Origin of the sequence: Nesterenkonia haasae (genome assembly GCF_010119385.1) — a bacterium.
Taxonomy (GTDB): Bacteria; Actinomycetota; Actinomycetes; order Actinomycetales; family Micrococcaceae; genus Nesterenkonia; species Nesterenkonia haasae.
Window position 1 is genome coordinate 89,371 of the sequence record NZ_VFIE01000024.1, and the last position, 19,505, is coordinate 108,875.

The 19,505-nt window shown below is 61.4% G+C and carries 18 protein-coding genes; 7 read left to right on the forward strand and 11 right to left on the reverse strand.

Annotated elements, in window-relative coordinates:
* Nucleotides 1–65: 65 nt before the first annotated feature.
* From FH975_RS12365 to FH975_RS12380, 4 genes are all read right to left on the reverse strand, one after another.
* Complete coding sequence (locus FH975_RS12365) at nucleotides 66–1,445, reverse strand: MATE family efflux transporter (protein WP_162321609.1); 1,380 nt, start codon at nucleotides 1,443–1,445, stop codon at nucleotides 66–68.
* On the reverse strand, nucleotides 1,442–2,389 hold the full coding sequence (locus FH975_RS12370) for a CPBP family intramembrane glutamic endopeptidase (RefSeq protein ID WP_162321610.1): 948 nt from the start codon (nucleotides 2,387–2,389) through the stop codon (nucleotides 1,442–1,444). The genes FH975_RS12365 and FH975_RS12370 overlap by 4 nt, the downstream gene beginning before the upstream one ends.
* Nucleotides 2,390–2,470: 81 nt before the next feature.
* On the reverse strand, nucleotides 2,471–3,463 hold the full coding sequence (locus FH975_RS12375) for an acyl-CoA thioesterase (RefSeq protein WP_162321611.1): 993 nt from the start codon (nucleotides 3,461–3,463) through the stop codon (nucleotides 2,471–2,473).
* 31 nt (nucleotides 3,464–3,494) lie between these two features.
* Nucleotides 3,495–3,992, reverse strand: a complete 498-nt coding sequence (locus FH975_RS12380) for an Lrp/AsnC family transcriptional regulator (protein WP_162321612.1) — start codon at nucleotides 3,990–3,992, stop codon at nucleotides 3,495–3,497.
* A 119-nt stretch (nucleotides 3,993–4,111) separates the two neighbouring features.
* Between FH975_RS12380 and ald the strand changes: the two genes are divergently transcribed.
* The 3 genes from ald (at nucleotide 4,112) to FH975_RS12395 (ending at nucleotide 9,576) form a co-directional block, all read left to right on the forward strand.
* Nucleotides 4,112–5,251 (forward strand): alanine dehydrogenase, encoded by a 1,140-nt coding sequence (gene ald, locus FH975_RS12385; RefSeq protein WP_162321613.1) that lies wholly within the window; start codon nucleotides 4,112–4,114, stop codon nucleotides 5,249–5,251.
* 146 nt (nucleotides 5,252–5,397) lie between these two features.
* Complete coding sequence (locus tag FH975_RS12390) at nucleotides 5,398–8,616, forward strand: beta-phosphoglucomutase family hydrolase (protein ID WP_162321614.1); 3,219 nt, start codon at nucleotides 5,398–5,400, stop codon at nucleotides 8,614–8,616.
* A 126-nt stretch (nucleotides 8,617–8,742) separates the two neighbouring features.
* A complete protein-coding gene (locus tag FH975_RS12395) occupies nucleotides 8,743–9,576 on the forward strand; it encodes an IclR family transcriptional regulator domain-containing protein (RefSeq protein ID WP_162321615.1) in 834 nt (277 codons plus the stop codon).
* A gap of 29 nt (nucleotides 9,577–9,605) precedes the next feature.
* On the opposite strand, the gene FH975_RS12400 is transcribed toward FH975_RS12395, so the two are convergent.
* Genes FH975_RS12400 through FH975_RS12415 form a run of 4 tightly spaced genes read right to left on the reverse strand, consistent with a single transcriptional unit; the run spans nucleotide 9,606 to nucleotide 12,941 of the window.
* A complete protein-coding gene (locus FH975_RS12400; RefSeq protein ID WP_162321616.1) occupies nucleotides 9,606–9,971 on the reverse strand; it encodes a hypothetical protein in 366 nt (121 codons plus the stop codon).
* Nucleotides 9,968–10,936, reverse strand: a complete 969-nt coding sequence (locus tag FH975_RS12405; protein ID WP_162321617.1) for a DODA-type extradiol aromatic ring-opening family dioxygenase — start codon at nucleotides 10,934–10,936, stop codon at nucleotides 9,968–9,970. Before FH975_RS12405 ends, FH975_RS12400 begins: the two co-directional genes overlap by 4 nt.
* A gap of 2 nt (nucleotides 10,937–10,938) precedes the next feature.
* Entirely contained in the window at nucleotides 10,939–11,745 is an 807-nt protein-coding gene (locus FH975_RS12410) for a citryl-CoA lyase (RefSeq protein WP_162321618.1), read from the reverse strand.
* Complete coding sequence (locus tag FH975_RS12415; protein WP_162321619.1) at nucleotides 11,742–12,941, reverse strand: CaiB/BaiF CoA transferase family protein; 1,200 nt, start codon at nucleotides 12,939–12,941, stop codon at nucleotides 11,742–11,744. Before FH975_RS12415 ends, FH975_RS12410 begins: the two co-directional genes overlap by 4 nt.
* A gap of 244 nt (nucleotides 12,942–13,185) precedes the next feature.
* Here FH975_RS12415 and FH975_RS12420 point away from each other — a divergent pair, with 244 nt between their 5' ends.
* Together FH975_RS12420 and FH975_RS12425 are read left to right on the forward strand one after the other, a co-directional pair.
* The gene (locus FH975_RS12420) at nucleotides 13,186–14,691 is read left to right on the forward strand and encodes an amidohydrolase family protein (RefSeq protein ID WP_162321620.1); all 1,506 of its coding nucleotides are present in this window, start codon (nucleotides 13,186–13,188) and stop codon (nucleotides 14,689–14,691) included.
* Nucleotides 14,692–14,735: 44 nt separating this feature from the next.
* Nucleotides 14,736–15,257, forward strand: a complete 522-nt coding sequence (locus FH975_RS12425; RefSeq protein WP_162321621.1) for a DoxX family protein — start codon at nucleotides 14,736–14,738, stop codon at nucleotides 15,255–15,257.
* 15 nt (nucleotides 15,258–15,272) lie between these two features.
* Here the strand turns inward: FH975_RS12425 and FH975_RS12430 are convergent, their stop codons facing one another.
* The 3 genes from FH975_RS12430 to FH975_RS12440 are packed head-to-tail and all read right to left on the reverse strand — an operon-like array spanning nucleotide 15,273 to nucleotide 18,441.
* Nucleotides 15,273–16,388, reverse strand: coding sequence for a zinc-binding dehydrogenase (locus tag FH975_RS12430; RefSeq protein ID WP_162321622.1), 1,116 nt, complete (start codon nucleotides 16,386–16,388; stop codon nucleotides 15,273–15,275).
* Between the two features lie 39 nt (nucleotides 16,389–16,427).
* A complete protein-coding gene (locus tag FH975_RS12435; RefSeq protein ID WP_235928710.1) occupies nucleotides 16,428–17,267 on the reverse strand; it encodes a hypothetical protein in 840 nt (279 codons plus the stop codon).
* Between the two features lie 19 nt (nucleotides 17,268–17,286).
* Nucleotides 17,287–18,441, reverse strand: coding sequence for a M20 family metallopeptidase (locus tag FH975_RS12440; RefSeq protein ID WP_162321623.1), 1,155 nt, complete (start codon nucleotides 18,439–18,441; stop codon nucleotides 17,287–17,289).
* A 387-nt stretch (nucleotides 18,442–18,828) separates the two neighbouring features.
* Between FH975_RS12440 and FH975_RS12445 the strand changes: the two genes are divergently transcribed.
* Entirely contained in the window at nucleotides 18,829–18,969 is a 141-nt protein-coding gene (locus tag FH975_RS12445) for a PrpF domain-containing protein (RefSeq protein ID WP_162321624.1), read from the forward strand.
* A gap of 2 nt (nucleotides 18,970–18,971) precedes the next feature.
* Nucleotides 18,972–19,304 carry a 2-methylaconitate cis-trans isomerase PrpF family protein gene (locus FH975_RS12450; RefSeq protein ID WP_162321625.1) on the forward strand — a complete coding sequence of 111 codons (333 nt, stop codon included), beginning with the start codon at nucleotides 18,972–18,974 and terminating at the stop codon, nucleotides 19,302–19,304.
* Nucleotides 19,305–19,505: the final 201 nt, after the last annotated feature.

Genomic DNA, 19,505 nt, shown 5'->3' on the forward strand with positions numbered 1-19,505 from the left:
GGACGGACAAGAGCAGCGGCGGTCTGAGGATCAATGCGGGTCACTGGCACGGCCGCAAGTTTACTTCACCGCGTCTCTCCGAGAACCATCCACCGGTCCGTGACGGCACGGGCACCCAGTGTCAGGGCACGAGCACCGAGGAAGAGCACACCGAATGCGAGCCACAACCACAGGATCGGTTCACCACTCAACCGCGAACCTTCCCGACCCACTGATTGCGCGACCCACCACAGGATGGGAAGGTACACGCCGAGGTTGACCACTCCCGCCAGGGCTAGGTACCGCACGTCTCCGGCTCCCATGAGCACACCGTCCAGGACAAACACGTAACCCGCCACTGGCTGAGCTGCGGCCAGGACGAACAGTGCCAACGTGATCATCTGCGCCACCTGGTCGTCAGGGGTGAACAGCAGAGGCACCCATGGTGCTGCCAGGGCGGTCAGAGCGCCCGTCAACGCCCCCAACCCGATTCCCCACCAGGTCATGAGACGAGTCATGCGCCGGGCGGAGACAGGCTTGCTGGCGCCCAGCTCACGTCCAATGAGAGCCTGCGCGGCAATGGCCAGTGCGTCCAGGACGAACGCCAGCGTGGAGAAGAAAGTAAAGGCAACTTGGTGGGCCGCAAGCGTTTCTGGCCCTAAGTCCGTGGCGACGATGACAGTAGCCACCAACGCAGCCCGCAAAGTAAGGGTCCGCAGGAACATCCACCCACCCACCTGCGCGGCGGAGCGGAGCGCTATCGGATCAACGCCCAACGTCACCCCTTCAGCTCGCATCCGCGGAACCAGGATCACCAGGTACGCGATCGCCATTCCCCATTGGGCAATGGACGTACCTATCGCCGCACCTGCCACACCTAGCCCGACAGGGTGGACGAGAAGGAGGTTCAGCAGGGCGTTGGCGGCGAAGCCACATCCGGCCACTACTAAGGGGGTCTTAGTGTCTTGAAAACCCCGCAGCGCCCCCACTCCCGCAAAGACCAGGAGCATCGCGGGCAGCCCGGGCAGGGACCACAGCAAGTAGTCGATCGCGTGCGGATGGATCGCGCCGGCACTGCCCATAGCCTGCAGCACACTTTCCCCAGCTGCCAGTCCAGCCAGGGCGAGCACCACCCCTAACCCCAGCGCTAACCACAGTCCGTCACGGCCCGCGGCCAGCGCCTTGGAGGTCTTCCCCGCGCCGACAAAGCGCGCTACCGCTGGAGTGGTGGAGTAAGCCAGGAAAATCATGAGCCCCACCACGGTGTGCATCACAGTCACACCCAATGCGGCACCGGCAAGCTGAGCTGTGCCCAGCCACCCGATGATGGCGGTATCTGCCATCAGGAACAGCGGTTCCGCGACCAGAGCCCCCAGAGCGGGCACTGCGAGTGCCAAAATCTGCCTGGGCAGCGGGCGGGGGTCGCTGGCTTCTGGGGAGCTGGCGTCGTCGTGCTTCTGAGTCACCCGATGACGCTAGCCAGCCAGAAGGTGCTCTGAAGTTCCCCGGCATGATCACCCAACCAGGGCACTAGGAAATAGCTCAGCAGCAACGACATCACATTGTTGAACGCGTGCAGCAGCCACGCATAGAACAGGTTGCGACCCGTGACGATGTATCCGACGGTGATGATGATGCCCATTGTCAGGTAGGGGACAACGGCAACGAATGTGAGGTCATCGGCCATTCCCAAGAGCGCGGGGATGAAGTGGATCAGTGGGAACGCGACCACCGAGATCGCCCCGCATATCCACACATTGATGTATTTGGAAAGCTTGCCGATCAGCAGGTGCCGGAAGAAGTATTCCTCCACATAAGGACCCAGGATGCCGATGACTGCCACTGCCGCCAGCAGCGGGATCGCTTGGAGCATAGCGTCAATGGCTGCCTGGTTCTCGGATGTTTCGCCATCTGATCCGAGAATTAACACAATGATGATCAGATTCAGCAGAATCGAGGCGAACCAGGCAAAGGGGACGAGAAGCAGCTTCAGCCACCAGAGATAGCTGAAGGCCTTGATCGAGCGCCACAGGGCGGCTCCTGAGAGTGCCACGGCGATCGCGGCCAGAATTCCGTAGCCAACAGCATTGATCAGGAAGGTCCCCTGCTGAGCCTGAATCTCATCCCCGGTGAGCAGCGCGTTGACGGGGGGCAGCAGCGCAACCAGGCCCACCAATCCTGTGAGGAAACCCACCACATAGAAAAGCGTGGCGCCGAGATCCCACCAGGTGAATGATCCGGGTTCGGAGTCTTTCTGCTGCTTCCGTTGCGCTGGTCTCCACCCGGGAGGGGGTCCTGCGGCTTGCGGAGGTAACCCTGGCCGCCAGCCAGGCGGAGGCCCCGACTGGGGACTCCAGCCGGCGGGAGGTGGCCCATACGGGTTGGGGACTGGTGGTGGCTGCTGACTCATTGACCCCAGCCTAATGAACGTCAGGGCAGCTGAGCATCCGCCTCAGGGATGACGGCATACAAGCTGCTGGAGGCTGCGTGGTCACCCTGGAGCAGCCTCGGTGATGGTGGTCGGATCCACCGCTCCCTCATTGGGGCCGGAGTACGGGGAAGGGGTGAGCAGTGTTGCATTGCGCAGATCGCGAATGCGGCGGGCTTTCTCCGCAACCTCGTGGTCCTCTTCGCTGATTGGCTCCCAGCGGACGATTCGCCGCGCTGAACCAGTGCCATCGGGAGCGACCATGACCGGTAACCCATATGCCACGTCTTCCGGGTTGCGGTCCCACCGGTCTCCGGCCCGGACTCGAACCAACACATGCATTGATTTGGAACCGGTGAGGACAAGGCGCGCATCGACCTCCACCAAGTCTCCGATCGTAATGGGCCGGTAGAACCGCACCCCTCCGGAGAGCACGGTCACTACGTCATAGTCGCAGTACCTTTCCGCGCAGATCTCAGCAGCCTGATCGATCCACTTCATCACGACCCCACCGCGAACTTTCCCATCCGGGTACCGTTCCTCCGTGCTGACGAGAAATCGCAGTGTCAGAGCCTCAGAGGAGCTGAAGGTTTTCGGCAGCGACTGAATCGTCTCCTCAACCCGCTTGCGGTATATCATCCGCCGGGCGGCGTCGACATCCCGGCGGCATTCCAGGTCAGTGGTGGGCTCGAAACTGGGAACGGGCTCTACTTCTCCGTCCGGGCCCACTGCCACGTAGATCATGAAGCACTCAGTGCATGTCTGCCATCCACCGGACTCCTTTTTGATCAGCACGCGGGTCTGAATGTGCACGCTCGCCCGACCCGTGTGCACCACGCGGGCCTGCACCGTAACCGGGGTGTCGCGAGGCACCGGTACCGTGAAGTGCATATTTCCCACATAGGCGGTCACGCACTGCGACCGGGACCAACTGGCGGCGCAGGCGTAGGCCGTCTTATCGATCCAGTCGACGACGACGCCGGCAGGCACGGTGGAGTCCCGCGAGGAGCCAGTGACTTCGCGGAAAGTCAGTTCGATGCTTGACCGGCGAGGCATGAGTTGACGGTAGCACTGGCTGACCAGGAGATCATAGGGAGGCAGGTCCGGCGACGTGGTCGAACACCAGGCTGGTCTGGGTTGTAGCCACGACAGGATCCGCTGATAGGTGCTCCAAAACGAACTGTCTGATGTGGTCCGTGTCGCGAGCAGTGACATGGATGAGGAAGTCATCCATCCCGCCGACAAAGAAGTACTGAGTGACCTCCGGGACCTTCTTGAGGTTTTCTCCGAAGGCCGCCATCTGCTGCCGGGCCCCTGGGCGCAGCCTTACGCTGATCAGCGCCTCTATTCCCCGCCCGAGAGCCCTCGGATTGACGTCGATGGTGAACCGCCGGATCACCCCTGCTTGCTGCAGTGCCTTCATTCGAGCCAGACAGGTGGAAGGCGCGACACCTAGGGCGTCACTGAGCGCCTGGTTCGTCATGCGCGCATCGTCACGCAGCAATTCGAGCAGCTGACGATCGATGTGATCTAGGTCATAGCTTCCTTGCAGTTCCTTCGATGCACGGGCCCGTTTCGGGGGCATAACTTCCATCCTTCTGCCATTATTGGCCATTTGCCGAATATTCTTCGAAACTATCGCATCTTGTGGCTTTTTTCGAGATGATTGACACAACTCATCATTGTTTCTTCGAAGGGAAATGCATGATCATCTCCGTACCCCGCGAAGTCAAGAACTTCGAGCACCGTGTGGCGATCACCGTCTCCGGTGTCCATGAGCTGACCAAGCGGGGCCACCAGGTGCTCGTGGAAGACAGCGCCGGCATCGGCTCCGCCATTACCAATGACGACTACCGTGCCGCTGGCGCAACCATCGTCACCGACGCCGATGACCTGTGGGCTCGGGCGGACATCGTGCTCAAAGTCAAAGAACCGTTGGAGTCCGAATATCATCGCTTCCGCCACGGACTGGTGCTCTTCACCTACCTGCACCTTGCTGCTGAACCAGCGCTGACTCAAGCACTACTGGACGCCGGTGTGACGGCAATTGCCTACGAGACTGTGCAAACCGCTGACCACCGCTTGCCGCTGCTCGCCCCGATGAGTGAGGTTGCGGGGCGCCTGTCAGTGCAGGCCGGTGCTCATGCCCTCACCGCCCCAGTCGGGGGCAGGGGCGTACTGCTGGGTGGTGTGCCTGGGGTTCCCCCCGCCAAGGTCACAGTGCTCGGAGCAGGCATCGCCGGAACCAACGCCGCAGCCATGGCCGTCGGACTGGGAGCGGAGGTGAGCATCCTGGACATCAACGTCGATCGACTCCGCCAGCTGGATGCCCAGTACTCCGGCCGCCTGAAGACCATCGCCTCCAATGCCCTCGAGGTTGAGCGCGCGGTCCACGACTCCGATCTGGTCATCGGCTCAGTCCTCATCCCCGGTGCCAAGGCGCCTAAACTGGTGACCGACGCCATGGTGCGCTCCATGCGACCCGGCAGCGTGTTGGTGGACATCGCTGTGGACCAAGGGGGTTGCTTTGAGCACTCCCGGCCAACCACACACAATGACCCCACGTTCACCGTTCATGACACAGTGTTTTACTGCGTCAGCAATATGCCGGGAGCCGTTCCGAGTACCTCCACGTACGCCTTAACCAACGTCACCCTGCCTTATATCACCGCACTGGCTGACCGGGGAGTCACTGCCGCATTAGCCGCGAATCCAGCGTTGACCGGGGGGCTCAACACCATGGCGGGCAATGTCACCCACCAGTCGGTCAGCGATGCCCATGGGCGGCCCTTTATGGAACCCAATGAGGCATTGTCCTCCGCGGCCGATGGGCAGGAGCCCTAGGAGGCACCACATGCACCTGAAGGTGCGGAATGACACACAGGCGAAATCCGCGACACTCTATGGTGGTGAAGCGGAGCCACCATAGTATGGTTTCGCGTGCACGACGAAGTGTCAGTCCTCGACCCAGCCATGACCTTGAGGTGGCAATGCACCCGTTCGAAAACCCCTTCCGCCACAGTGCCGAAGCGAAGCGCCACGCGCTCCGGCACTTCCGTGCCGTGCTCTTTGACATGGATGGTGTGGTCACAGATACCGCAGGGGTGCACTTTACGGCATGGAAAGAGCTGTTCGACGCTTCCCTGACTGAGCTCACCGGCACCAAGCAGCCCGAGTTCACCCAGGAGGACTACCTGAACTACGTGGACGGGCGTCCCCGCGAGGAGGGCGTGCGGACCCTCCTGCGCGCCCGCGGCGTCAAAGCACCCGAGGGTTCACCGGACGATCCCGCCGAAACGTTGAGCATCCACGGTCTCGCCGCCCGCAAACAGGGGTTCTTCCAGGCAGTGATGGATAGGGACGGCGTCGATGTCTTTGAAACCACTGTTGAGCTGATTCAGCGGCTCCGCGAGGATGGAATCCCCACAGCCCTCGTCACGTCCTCCCGCAATGGCCGCGAAGTGCTCCGACGGGCCGACCTTATGGAGATCTTCGACACTATTGTGGACGGCACCGACGCCCTGGAGTTGAAACTGCCGGGCAAGCCGAATCCGCATATGTTCCTGCACGCCTCGGCTCAGCTCGAGGTGGAGCCTGAGGATGCGATTGTCGTGGAAGATGCGGTCTCTGGGGTCCAGGCCGGCAGGGCGGGAAACTTCGGCATGGTTGTGGGGCTCAATCGGGGCGGGGACCCGCGCCGACTCAAGGACGGCGGAGCCGACATTGTGGTGTCAGACCTCTCCGTGGCGCGTCTGCACACGCGCACCACGAGGCCCTACGACCCGAACTGGGTGCTCACCTACGACTCCTTCGAACCCTTGGAAGAGCCCACCCGCGAGGTCTTGTGCCATATGGCCAATGGGTACTGGGGAACCCGCGCCTCCTACCCCGGAACCAGCGCTGATGCGACTCACTACCCGGGGAATTACCTCGCCGGTGTCTTCAACAGACTCAAGACAGACATCATGGGCAAGACGGTCGAGACCGAGCATATGGTCAATATCCCCGACTGGACCTATGTGCAGATCACGCCGGAGGCCGGCAATCCTCTGCTTCCTGGTTCGCCTGAACTTGTGGACTACTGCCAGGAACTCGATATGCGCCGGGGTCTTCTGACTCGCGTCGCCCGCTATCAGGACCTGCACGGACGCCGGACAAAAGTCACCTTCCGCCAGTTCCAGACCCTGGCCGGAGTGCACCTGGCGGCTATGGAGGTCAAGATCGAGGCTGAAAACTGGTCGGGCAACGTCAACGTGCGCTCCATGATCGAAGGACGGGTCGCCAATAGGAACGTGGCCGCGGATCGGGAGCTCGCAGGCAACCACTTGAATCCGGTGGATTCACGAGAGGTTGACGGCCAGACCGTTCTCCTGGAGACAGAGACAAATCAGTCACGGGTCCAGATCGCTGTGGCGACACGGACCTCAGTCAACACCAAGACTGCTCCGATGCGCCGGCCCGTGATGGAGTCAGACCTGGTGGCAGGTCATGACATCTCCGTGAGCCTGACAGAGGGCGAACCCGTCATCATTGAGAAGATCGCAGCGGCCTCCAACACTCATGATCACGCGATCTCAACTGTGTGGCACAACGCAGTCAAGCGGGTACAGCGCGCTACGTGTTTCCGGGAAATGCTCACGTATCACGAAGAGATGTGGGGCACCCTGTGGCATCGTTTCGCAGTGTCGATCGGCCCCGGTCATTCCCGGCAGCAACTTGCACTGAACCTCCATACCTTCCACATGCTGCAGACCGCTTTCGGCGCTCGCAGGGACCTGGATGCGTCCTTGCCGGCGCGCGGGCTCTCTGGAGAGGGCTACCGCGGCCACCTGTTCTGGGACGAGCTGTTCATGTACCCCATGCTCACGCTGCGCCGCCCGGAGCTGACCCGCGGAATCCTGATGTACCGGTTCCGGCGCCTGGGGGAGGCGCGCGCCGCCGCCCGGGCCGCCGGTTACGCTGGCGCGATGTTCCCCTGGCAGGCTGGTTCTGACGGTCGCGAGGAAACCCCCTCAGAGTTGTGGAACCCCCGGTCCCAGATGTGGATGCCGGACCACTCACACCGGCAGCGGCATGTGTCCCTCGCAGTGGCCTATTCGGTGCTCCAGTATTTTGAGGCGACCCAGGACTACACCTTCCTCTCCGACTACGGGGCAGAGATCCTCGTTGAGGTCTCACGCTTCTTCGTGTCCATGACCGACTACGACGCCGCCGCGGACCGATATGACATCAGCGGAGTGATGGGCCCCGACGAGTATCACGACGGGTACCCGGACACCCCAGGCTCAGGGCTGAAGAACAATGCCTATACCAATGTGCTGACATCCTGGATGCTGCGGCATACCGCGCATCTGGTGCGCGAGTTGGACTCGCGCGACGATCCGCTGAGCGAATGGTTGGACATCTTCGAAGATGAGTTGGTTCAGTGGGAGCACATCTCGCAACGGCTTCGGGTGCCGTTCCACGAAGACGGGGTGATCAGCCAATTTGAGGGCTACGAGGATCTGCTGGAGTTCGACTGGACTGGGTATAAGGCAAAGTACGGCAATATTGGCCGGCTGGACCTGATTCTCCAGGCCGAAGGGGACGCAACTAACCGATACAAGCTCTCCAAGCAGGCCGATGTGCTCATGCTGTGCTACCTGTTCAGCTCTGATGAGTTGATCGGCACGTTGCAGCATATGGGATACGAGCTCACCATGACGGACTTCGGGCGAACAATCGAGTACTACCTGGCCAGGTCGTCCCATGGGTCTACGCTGTCCCGGGTGGTGCACGGCTGGGTGGCTGCTCGGTTCGACCGAGCGGGGTCATGGAACCTCTTCCGGGAGGCACTGGAGGCCGATCTGTCCGATACTCAGGGCGGCACCACTCGCGAAGGCGTTCACCTCGGGGCGATGGCCGGGACCGTCGATATGGTGATCCGGTGCTACGGCGGCATTGAGACTCGCGCAGACGCCCTGTGGCTTCGCCCGCTGCTGCCCGATGATGTCCCTGAGGTGACATTCCGGATGCGTTATCGCAACCAGCCGATCCTGGTGCGGATCAACCACGATGACGTCACCCTGAACCTCTCCCAGGGCTCAGCTGAACCGATCGACATCAACGTAGAGGGCAAACACAAGCTGATGGAGCCCGGCGAGGTGTGGACGGTCAAACTCGAACACCACGCGCGCGCCCATCAGAAGCAGCTCGCCGGACAATCCTGACCCTGGGCCCGAAAGCTCGCATCTGACCAGTTGCGAAGCGGAACCGTAGCGATCTCCCACGCCAGCGCCTACACTCAGGGAAATGTGCGAACCGTCCACGTGTCCGTTAGAAAGTAGGGGTGGCTGATGCCAGAACGAGCTCCAGAATTCATTGAGGCCATCTCACGTGGGCTCAATGTCATCAAGGCGTTCTCGGCTGAGTATCCGCAACTGACACTGAGCCAGGTGGCCCAGCGCACCCATCTAGCCCGGCCGACTGCGCGCCGGATTCTGATGACGCTGCAGGAACTGGGCTACGTGCGCGCCGATGACGGACGGTTCGAGCTCACTCCGAAGGTCATTGAGCTGGGGATGAGCTACGTCAGCTCGCTGGGACTTTGGGAGGTTGCGAGGCCCCACCAGAAGACACTTGTGGCTGAAACTGGGGAATCCTCGTCTATGAGTCAGCTAGACGGTCCGGACATCGTCTACGTCACTCGCGTCGCCGTACCCAAGCTCATTGGTATGCGCGTAGATATAGGAACAAAGTTCCCGGCCCCTCCCACCTCGCAGGGCAAAGTCCTCCTGGCCGAAATGGAACGGCGAGATGTCCTGGACCGGTTGACGCAACCCTCGGCGTCGGCTGTCGTTCCGGTCGTCCAATGGGATCGGAAGTCGTTCTTCGAGGAATTGGATCAGGTTCGATCCCAAGGGTGGGCGCTGGCCGACGAGGAGCTTGCCAGAGGCATCCGGTCAATCGCCGTACCTGTCCGGGACGCCTCTGGGGCAGTGCGAGCAGCCATGAACACTACTGTCCACGCTGCTGAGACCTCAGTGCAGACTCTTGTGCAGGAGCACTTGCCGCGCCTGATGAAAACAGCGGAGGCGGTGGAACGGGATTGGAGCGGCTGGGAATCTCTTCCTATCGAGGTCCACCACACAGAACGCCCTACCAGGACCCGGGCGACTCTTGCGCTCTAGGGTAACTGGCAGCGCCGGTCTGATTGAGCTCAGAGTCCGACGCTGGGATACTCCTGTCCGAGCCAAGGACTCAACTTGTCCGCCATCTCACGCTGGAATGAGAGGGGACCGGACCGCTCAGCGTATTCCTCGTCGTAAAGTGCAATGAAGAGCGTCAGGTTGAGGAAAAAGTGTGCCCCATGCTCAAACAACCACACGTAGTCATGGGTCGCCAGTGCTTCACGCTCATCGGGGGTGAAGCTCAGCCATGTGGTCCTCTCCGCTGGCTGCAGCCACTGCCCGACCTCCTCTTCCCACCGATCCACACTCCCCCTCGGGTCGTTCTTATAGGCAGCGACCCATTCAGGTGAACGGTCAATGGTGTAGAGAAACTTGTTCACGAAGTAGATGCTCATGCGGTGGCACCTTCCCTGAATTGGTCCCACACAGGATCATGAGCATAAATGGGCCCGAGACTCGCACCTGAGACGCGGGCTGCGCGTTCGGCTGCCTCCTTCTGCTGCTGATTCCTGTTCGGATACCAGGTCATGTACATCTCCCGTGTGTGAAAGAGGTCCAGCTGGTCAACGTAGTCAGCGTGCTCTCCCTCTCCAGCGATGCCCATCATCAACAGAAGGTCCATGAAACCGTGGGTGGCGTTGCCGGCCTGAGACATGGTTTCGTGCGTCACATTGGCAAGGATCGTCTCGGCGTTCCCTGTGGATAACCATTCGATGGCTGCGGCGTCGAAAAGCGGATCAGGGCCGTGCTCCCCGAATTGACGGGGCCCGCCCAATTCGAGCGACAGGTGCCCGGTTCCGATGGCTGCGACCTTCTTATCTGTCGGGTAGGCATCGATGACGCGCCGGATAGCCCGCCCCAGGTCGTAGAAACGCTTGGGTGAGGGCAGCGGGGGCACAAAGATGTTCGTGTAGATGGGAACGATGGGAAGATCCGCATCAGGCCTCACCGTGATGATCGGACAGATGATGGAGTGGTCAATCTTGAGCTCGTGGCTCACCGCAAAGTCGAAATCGGCACCCATGAGTTCCCGATGCATGAACCTCGAGAATTCGACTTCTCCGTCGAGCCTGAAGGTAGGTATCCCGAATTCACGCTCTTCGTTGTAGAAGGTCGCGTCGTAGACTTCCTGCTGGCCGATGAGAAACTGCGGGTAATTGTCCAACCACAACTGATGGAAGTGGTCGGCCCCCACCATCACCAGAATATCCGGCTCTGCCGCCGTGAGAGTCGCCCGGTACGCTTCGACCTTTCGCTGCCAGGCTCCGGCATAGGGAGGGCGTTGCTCTTCGGGTGAGGTTGTCGCCTTGTAGTAGAAAGGGTGGTGAGTGCTCGCCAGGACGGCGGTCAGTTCTGCCATCGTCAGACCTCTTCTTCCGTGCTGCAAGGCGTGTATTCGGCATTACGGTCGACATGCATGTAAATCTTGTTGGCCACTGGGTTCCTGCGCTCTTCGGCGATCTGCCCCAACAGCCCGGCTGTCCGGGCCAGCAGGGCGAAGCCGCGGAGAAAGTCCACCGGCAGACCGATGTCAGCGAGCGCCGCGCCGCAAACACCAGCGCCGTTGAGGGGAAGTTTCTTTCCCAGCACCTCTTCGCTGACTCTGCCGATGGCCTCGAATAGCCGCAGATGCGCTCCACGGGTGCCGCCCTCCTCAGCGATCTGAAGTAACCGGGGAGTTCGTGGATCCCCGTCCTTGTGGACGGGGTGACCTAAGCCGGGGATGACAGCTTTCTCGGCACGCGCCTCTAGGATCACCTTCCGTGCAAGGTCGTCGAACTCGGCATCCGTCTGCGGCACCGGACATTCTGCATCCGCGAGTGCCTGGTTCAGGAACTTGCCGGTATCCTCGGTGACTCCAAGGAACCGGGAGCCGCCGCCGAGCAGTCCCGAGGCGATCGCTCCCTGGATAGATTCAGGAGCTGAGAGGTAGGTCAGTCGGGCGGCGATAGCGGTGGGGGTGAATCCGTGGTCCGCCAGCGCCACAAGGACGGCTTCGAAGGTCCTCAGCTCGCCCGATGTAGGGCGCCGGTTGGCGGTCATCCAGAACGCTAGTTCGGCGAATCCCACTGTGCCCATCAAATCCTCAGCCAAAGAGTGACCCATGAGGTTGATTTCATCGCGGGTCGAGGTCCCCAGTGAGGTGGGGTAACGGGAAGATTCACTCATGATGAGCTCCTGTTGTTTCTGAGAGATTTGAGCCAGTTCTTGATCTCGTCCGTGTGCTCTCCGAGTGTCGGTGGTGGCAGCTCATAGCGGGGTTGGAGGGTATTGAAGCTCAGCGGGTGGCGGACGCCTGGGACGGTTCCCTCTCCACTGCCCACGTCGACGATGGGTTCGAGGCCAAGATCCTGTGCGTACTCCACGCCCTGACTGATGGTGTTGATGGGGCCGCACGGCACGCCTACTGCGTTGAGCTCCGTAAAGAGATCGGCTGCTGTTTTTTTGGAGAGTTCCGCGACGAGGATCGGATGAAGCTCGCTCCTGCGGTCGGTCCTGTCCCCTACGTCGGCGAAGCGTTCGTCTTCAGCGATCTCGGGGATGCCGAGAACTTCGCAGAGCCGTTTGAACTGAGAATTGTTGCCGCAGGCGATGATCACGTCGTCGTCTGCAGTGGGCATGGCCTCGTACGGGTATAACGAGGGGTGGGCGTTGCCCATACGCATCGGCGTGACTCCGCCGCCTACATAGGCATGTGTCTGGTTCACCAGTCCCGACAGCGCCGAGGCCATCAGACTGGCTTCAACGTGTGTGCCTTCACCCGTCTGGTCTTTGAGCCGTAGGGCTGCCAGGATGCCGATCGTGGAGTGCAATCCGGCCATGACGTCGAAGACACTGATCCCGGCGCGGTAAGGGGTGCCTTCAGGGTCACCAGTGAGGCTCATCAAGCCGGACATTGCTTGGACGATCAGGTCATACCCCGGATACTTGGCTCCCTCTCCGCGAGTGCCGAATCCGGTGATGGAGGAGTAGATCACTGTCGGGTTCTGCGCGATCACCGAGTCATAATCGAGGCCGAACTTCTCAAGGCCCCCCGGCTTGAAGTTCTCGATGATGACATCCGCACTGAATGCCAACTCTTGGGCCGTTTGCAGATCTTCTGCATCTTTGAAGTCTAGAGCGATCGACTTCTTGTTTCGGTTGATCGATGCGTAGTAGGTCGAGACCCCGTCCGGCCGCTTTGGGGGTACCCAGCTTCTGGTGTCGTCTCCCTGGGGACCCTCGACTTTAATGACCTCAGCACCGAGGTCGCCCAGCAGCATAGTCGCGTAGGGACCAGCCAGCACTCGGGAAAAGTCGGCGATGACGATGCCCTCGAGGGGCAATCCTGCCCGGCTGTCGTGAGAATCACTGCTTGAGCCCATGTCGATGCCTTTCAGAAGTACTGACCGCTTAGCGGACTTATGTCCGTCTCTCTATGTGAGTAGCTTCACATCACGCCTAGCGTCGTGTCAAGAGGCGTCATTGGATGTAATCCAGTGATCTTTGAAGCTCCCGTTGTCCGCAGAGTGAGCTTCACAATTCATGAACGGACTCTTGTCCACTGTGCGGACGCAGTGTTATCGTGACCCGAGTCACATCATTTATTTTCATCCTTAGGAGGCCGTTATGGGGACTGCAGCTGAGCATCCCGTCGTTGTTAATTCCCGCCAAGGTGCGCCGGTGCTGTTCAGCAACGGAACTGTACTCACTATGGACGCTGAGCGCTCTGTCCTTGAGGGAGCAGACGTCTTGGTGGTTGGTGACACCATCGAGCGCATCGGCGTGGCGCTTGAGCCTCCCGAGGGCACCCAGGTCATCGACGCTTCCGGCGGCATCATCGTGCCCGGCTTCATCGACACGCACCGGCATATGTGGCAGACCGCCATGCGTGGCTACGGCGCGGACTGGACTCTGACCCAGTACTTCGTATGGAACTACCTGGAGCACGGCAAGAAATTCCGCCCCCAGGACATCTACGCGGGTAACCTGCTCTCGGCAGTGGAGGCGATCGACGCCGGAGTCACTACCTCGGTGGACTGGTCACACGGACTCTCCACCGTGGAACATGCCGATGCTGCGGTAGACGCCCTCCAAGAGGTAGACGGTCGATTCATCTTCGCCTACGGCAACATCCACGGCGGCCCTTGGGAATGGACGACGACACCCGAATTCCGTGATTTCGTGGAGCGTCGTATTCCCCGCTCCGGCGGACAGCTGGGCGATGAAATGCTCGGGTTCCAACTGGCTTTCGACGTCACCGGAGACCCTGAGTTTCCAGAGAAAACCGCCTTCGAAGTTGCGCGGGAACTGGATGTGGCCGTGACAACTCATGCGGGGGTGTGGGGAGCCACCAATGACGACGGCATCCGGCTGATGCACGAGCACGGATTCATGAACGAGAAGAACGTCTACGTACACGCCGCCACCCTCTCAGCGGACTCTTACCAACGCATTGCCGCAACCGGTGGCTCCGCTTCAGTCTCCTCAGAGTCTGAGTCCTCGTGCGGCCAGGGCTACCCCAGCTCCTGGGCACTGCGGAAACACGGTGTGCCAGTCTCACTTTCAGTGGACACCTCCGTGTGGTGGAGCGCCGATGCTTTCGCCTCAATGCGCGCCACCCTGAGCGCAGACCGCGCGCGCGAGCATTTCGAGCACCATGCCGCCGGGGACACGTGCACCAACCTGGGGCTTCGCACCGATGAGGTCGTGGAATGGGCAACCCGTGGTGGCGCCAAGGCCCTGGGGCTGGAGGACACCCTCGGCTCCCTGGAGGCGGGCAAGAAAGCCGATGTGGTGCTCATCAAGAACGATGAATCGCCTGCCATGTTCCCCATTCTCAACCCGCACGGACATGTAGTGTTCCAGGCCCATCGCGGGGACGTACATACTGTGCTGGTGGGCGGGAAAATCGTCAAGCACCAGCACAAACTGGTGGATGTCGATTTGGCGAAAGTGCGCCGTGCCGTGGAGGAAACCGTGGACTACATCCGCGCTGAGTTGGGGCAGCAGGAGTGGGAGGCCGGTATGTACCCGGAGGTTCCTGAAACCAAGATTCTGGACAACCCATACACTTACACTGAGTACCGCACCGACACCACACATACGGCGCAGGGTGGAGGACGACCTGAATGACGCACGCTGTATTCACATGTGGAACCTGGACGGAAGGTTAGGGCGTGGAAATCGGACTGCTGATCCTGCGGCTGGTCCTAGCGACCATCCTCTTCACACACGCAATGCAGAAGCTCACCGGCTGGTTCGGAGGCAACGGTCTCACCAAGCAGGGAGAGGTCTTCTCGAGTCTTGGGCTGCGACCCGGGAGGCCCTTGGTGGCCGCGGCAGGAGTCGCCGAACTCACCGCGGCCACGCTTCTGGTCACCGGGTTCCTCACCCCGCTGGGCGCTCTGCTGGCAGCTGGCACGATGGCCGTTGCAGGGATGACAATGCACATGAACTCTGGACGATTCTGGAATGTGGCTGGTGGTGGCGAGTACCCCTATGTGCTTGCTGCTTGCGCCGGGGTGCTGGGCTTTACCGGAGGCGGTGGATTCTCTGTCGACCACGTACTCGCTAACGCTGTGGGCGGCTGGTACGAGGTGCTGGCCCACCCACCCGTGTGGCTCGGAGCGGCCATTGTTGCGCTGGCCGCGGTCTCCACAGTTCCCTTCGTCGCGATTCTGCGACAAAACCGAGCCTGAGATGCCACAGCAGGCTCAGGCGACGTGAGGATTAGTTTCAATCAGGCCCCGGCCGAGGATCTTCCGTTCATTGAGCAGCTGGTAGGCCTCGGCCGTCTGCTCGAACCTGAACCGGTGGGTGATGAGCTTCTCGAGGGCTATTTTCCCCAGAGAAGCCAGCTTGATGACCTCCGGCATCGCGGTCGAGGCCGGAGCGCCGAAGGATCCTAGAATCTGCAGTTTCCGGCGCACGACCTTCGTGATGTCGACATCCATGGTGTGACCGGCTGGCGCAATGCCTGCGAGCACCGCACGCCCCCCGTCATCAAGTATGTCGACAGCCAGTCGCACCGTCGGCACCGATCCGAGAGCCTCAAACGCTACGTCGACCCCATGACCCAGCATCTCGGTGACCGAGGCCACCGGGTCAGTCTCGGCCGAATTGATCACATCAGTGGCCCCCAGTTCGCGGGCGAGCGCCAGCTTGTCATCGTCAATGTCGATGGCGATCACGCGCTCGGCCCCGGCAGCTTGCGCGAGATGGACAATGCTTAATCCCACGCCGCCGGCGGCGATCACGGCCACAGTCTCCCCGGGTTTAAGATCTGCGACGGCCCTCACCGCGCCATACCCGGTAAATAGGCTGCACCCGAGCACGGCGGCGTCGAGCAGATTCACGGTCTCGGGAAGAGCGAAAACTGCTCGAGAAGGCACTACGCAGTGCTGGGCATGTCCGGCCATTGAATACATGGCGATGTCTTGTCCGTTCCGGCTGAGCCTGGTGCTGCCGTCGTAGAGCTGACCGGCCAGCCGGTTGAAGTTGAAGAAGTTCTCACAGATGTCCTCCAAACCCTTCTCGCAGTGCCGGCACGTCCCGCAGGGCATGATGAAGCTGCAGGCTACACGGTCCCCGGGCTTCACGTGAGTCACCCCTTCCCCCACCTCACGGACGATCCCTGACACTTCGTGACCCAGGACGGCAGGCGTCGGGAAAGCCACCTCATCTTTGATCACGTGGAGGTCGGTGTGGCACACACCGCAGGCGGCCACTTCGATCAACACTTCTTCCGCGCGGGGCGCGGCCACGCTGATCGTGTCGGCATGAAGGGGCTCATTGGCTTTTTCCAGCACAAATGAGGGAGTCTCTGGCATGACTTGGTCCTTTCTCTCGGGCGGTCAACTTCGGACGAATCAGCGACTGAGGAGGTAAAGACCGTCGGGCCGCACGTTACTGACCGACCATCCTGATCTCATCAGTGGGTGCATGACCTCGCGCAGAGCGGTTCGCCACTGGGCAGCCACTTCGGGCCGTTCGGCCCGCAAGGCGGCAATGTCCTGGGGAACCCTGAGTCCGACGACGCCGACCTCCCCCGCTGCAGTCACAACCTGACCAGGCTCAACAGCTAAACAGGCGGCGTTGCTGCCGTCAGGTTCCAGCAGGATCCGCTCCGGCTCCCGCTCAGTGGGTCGTTCAGGATCGCTAAGCTGCCACCTGACCAGGACTCGATCACTGCCCTGTCCGGCGTTGATGCCGTCACGCATTTCTCCGTAGAACTGCGGAAGGTATTCGGCGAGCCGAGCCCCGAGCTTATGAAGGTTGAACCGGGCGTTTCGCACTATGAGCGGATCGAAGGTCCACTCCATCGTGGTGACCCCCTGCTCAAGGCACCATGCGCGCTGGTGGAGTTTCATCGCGGCTCCGACTCCCCCGCGCGCATGGGACGGCAGGACCCCGGCGATATGGGAGTGCATCACCTGCAAGCGTCCGGTATTCGCATCCGGCGCCCCGAAGAATCCGACGGTGACCCCGATGAGCTCATCAGCTGAGTAGGCACCGGACACGTAGTTTCCCGCGTGTTCCAGAGCGACTAACAGTCCTGCTTCAACTGGGGGCTCTCCGCGTCCGCCAGGGGCCCAGATCTCGGCCAGTACTTCCACAGCCCGCTGCATCTGCTCGGGGCTGTGCAGGCACCGCACGACGACGCCGGCGGAGGCCGCTGCCCGCGCTGCCTCTTGCTGTGCCTGTTCCACGGTCACTGTCCCAGTCGGGTCAGCCGGCAGCCGGTGGGTCCAGGTGCGCGGCGATCAGTCCGGCCAGCAGCGCTGTGCGCGGAGCGATGTAGTCCACGAGAGCGTGTTCGTGTTCGGCATGCGCTCCCGATCCACAGGCACCCATTCCGTCGAGAGTGGGAATTCCCGCCGCGGCGGTGAAGTTGCCGTCGGAGGCGCCTCCGACCTCTTCGCCGCTGAGTTCTCCGATGTTCAGCGCCGCAGCCACCTTTTGAGCGCGCTCGAAAAGCACATCGGCTGAGCTGCGTTCCATCGGTGGGCGATTGACTCCACCGGTGACCTCTACGTGAGCTCCGTTCATCTGGGAGGTCAACGCCCGAATCTGCTCGTCGACCCGCTCCTGCTCAGCGCTGGTGGTCGCGCGGGCGTCAACCACCACTTCAGCGTAGTCAGGCACAGTGTTCGTCGTCGTGCCTGCCCGCATCACGGTAGGTGTCACGGTGGTGCCTAGGGTGTGGTCACCCAGGGCGGCGATGTCAGGCAGCAGCAAGCCGAGGGCGATGCCCGCGTTGATACCCTTCTCCGGGTCCAGCCCAGCATGAGCAGCGACGCCGGTGACAGACACCGTGTAGTTGGATGTGCCTTTGCGGGCGACTTTGAGCGAGGTGTCGAGCGCACCTTCCATGACGAATGCGGCGCGTGCCGCTGAAGACTCGTCCAGCAGGAGGTCTCTGGAGGTGACGGAACCCAGTTCTTCGTCTCCGGTGACCATGATGCTCAAGCCGTAGAGGCTGTGCCCCATCTCCTGGAGCAGTTTGGCGGCGTGGATAGACATCACCAGGCCGGTGAGCATATCGAACACGCCGGGGCCACGCAGCGCGTGGCCATCATTGCTGAAGGGTTTGCGTGCCAAGGTTCCTGTAGGCCACACGGTGTCCTGGTGGTTGACCAACACGACTTTTGGCTTATCTGTGCCGACTCGAAGCCGCAGGTGAGTGACATCGTCGACCACGATCGGCTCAGGCTCGAGACCGAGACGCTCGACCATAAGGTCTGCGACTACTGCCGCGCCCTCGGCGACGGCGTCCTTGTCATCGGACGGCGTTTCGACCTCGACGAGTGTTTGAATATCAGCGACGATCTGGTCCAGCCGCGACTCTGCGGCCTCCAACAGTGCAGGTGAGATGGCAGGCATGGCCCCAACTCTACCTGCGACTGCTGGCGCAGCCCGCTATGGAGCCTCCCTTATTCATTGGGCCGAAACAGACTCTCGCTCACATCCGGCAGCGTCCAACCGCCGCCGGCGGTCGCTGCTTTCACCGCCCTCCATTCGGAGGTGCCGCGCTGGCCCCTGTGCGAAAAAAGTGGTAGTGCTTGGATGTCGCGGTTCACAGATCTATCCAATGCGTCCCTGGTGGGCGAACAGGAATTCCACGGCAGACACCGTCAATACTCTTCTAGGTATCAGCACCCACGCAGCCGACATGTCTGGCGCGCGGTGGCGCTACCGGTGCGACGACACTTCGTCAAGAGGCAGAAGCCGCGGCAGCGGCCTCGGGCACCGAGAGTGAATTCTTGGATCATGAGAAGCCCGGATCCACCTCAAATCGATGGGATCGGCGGCGGTCACCCACCGACGAGCAAGATAGCAGTCGTCTCCACCTCCGCCGAGGCTGGTATCGATGTCAACTACCTGTTCTTCCAGGCAGCTGTGGATTTGTGAAGATGCACGGGAAAACCGCAACCGTTCGCATCCGCCTGTACAACACCGGTGACCTCGCGACGGCACGGTTTTGTCTGCCCAGGGATGGACTCCCCGAGTACGACCGTGACACTGAGATCGATAGTGACCCCGGCACTGCAGCGGGCGTCGAGCTGAAATTCGACGGCCATCGTTCACTTTCTCCCACGGGTCACACCTCAGACACCGTCGCGGGCCACTCTGCCACCCTCGTCGACAACGGCATGCCGGTCGATCTGCTACGTCCCACCGAATCGGTGTCACGGGTGACGAGCCACCAGCCGAACTTGAGGCAGGCTCAGAACTGCGCGAGGTGATCGAGCAGGCGTGCATATTGCGGCCTCCGTCGCGGCAGGCGTAAGGCTCCCAGACACAGTCGGCTCGGACACGTCGCGGCTCCCCGACTCCGTTGCATATGAGACCGGGCACCCTGGTGGCGCGTTAACCGTGCACGTTCAGGTCTCAAGCGCCCCCGACTGGTCAAGGCGCGGCACGTCCACCTCAGTTCACACTTCACA

What these genes read in the sequence shown, in the direction of transcription:
- FH975_RS12370 (WP_162321610.1), bottom strand. Translation starts at nt 2,389, where the DNA reads ATGAGTCAGCAGCCACCACCAGTCCCCAACCCGTATGGGCCACCTCCC.
- FH975_RS12375 (WP_162321611.1), bottom strand. Translation starts at nt 3,463, where the DNA reads ATGCCTCGCCGGTCAAGCATCGAACTGACTTTCCGCGAAGTCACTGGC.
- FH975_RS12380 (WP_162321612.1), bottom strand. Translation starts at nt 3,992, where the DNA reads ATGCCCCCGAAACGGGCCCGTGCATCGAAGGAACTGCAAGGAAGCTAT.
- ald (WP_162321613.1), top strand. Translation starts at nt 4,112, where the DNA reads ATGATCATCTCCGTACCCCGCGAAGTCAAGAACTTCGAGCACCGTGTG.
- FH975_RS12390 (WP_162321614.1), top strand. Translation starts at nt 5,398, where the DNA reads ATGCACCCGTTCGAAAACCCCTTCCGCCACAGTGCCGAAGCGAAGCGC.
- FH975_RS12395 (WP_162321615.1), top strand. Translation starts at nt 8,743, where the DNA reads ATGCCAGAACGAGCTCCAGAATTCATTGAGGCCATCTCACGTGGGCTC.
- FH975_RS12400 (WP_162321616.1), bottom strand. Translation starts at nt 9,971, where the DNA reads ATGAGCATCTACTTCGTGAACAAGTTTCTCTACACCATTGACCGTTCA.
- FH975_RS12405 (WP_162321617.1), bottom strand. Translation starts at nt 10,936, where the DNA reads ATGGCAGAACTGACCGCCGTCCTGGCGAGCACTCACCACCCTTTCTAC.
- FH975_RS12410 (WP_162321618.1), bottom strand. Translation starts at nt 11,745, where the DNA reads ATGAGTGAATCTTCCCGTTACCCCACCTCACTGGGGACCTCGACCCGC.
- FH975_RS12415 (WP_162321619.1), bottom strand. Translation starts at nt 12,941, where the DNA reads ATGGGCTCAAGCAGTGATTCTCACGACAGCCGGGCAGGATTGCCCCTC.
- FH975_RS12420 (WP_162321620.1), top strand. Translation starts at nt 13,186, where the DNA reads ATGGGGACTGCAGCTGAGCATCCCGTCGTTGTTAATTCCCGCCAAGGT.
- FH975_RS12430 (WP_162321622.1), bottom strand. Translation starts at nt 16,388, where the DNA reads ATGCCAGAGACTCCCTCATTTGTGCTGGAAAAAGCCAATGAGCCCCTT.
- FH975_RS12440 (WP_162321623.1), bottom strand. Translation starts at nt 18,441, where the DNA reads ATGCCTGCCATCTCACCTGCACTGTTGGAGGCCGCAGAGTCGCGGCTG.
- FH975_RS12445 (WP_162321624.1), top strand. Translation starts at nt 18,829, where the DNA reads ATGAGAAGCCCGGATCCACCTCAAATCGATGGGATCGGCGGCGGTCAC.
- FH975_RS12450 (WP_162321625.1), top strand. Translation starts at nt 18,972, where the DNA reads ATGCACGGGAAAACCGCAACCGTTCGCATCCGCCTGTACAACACCGGT.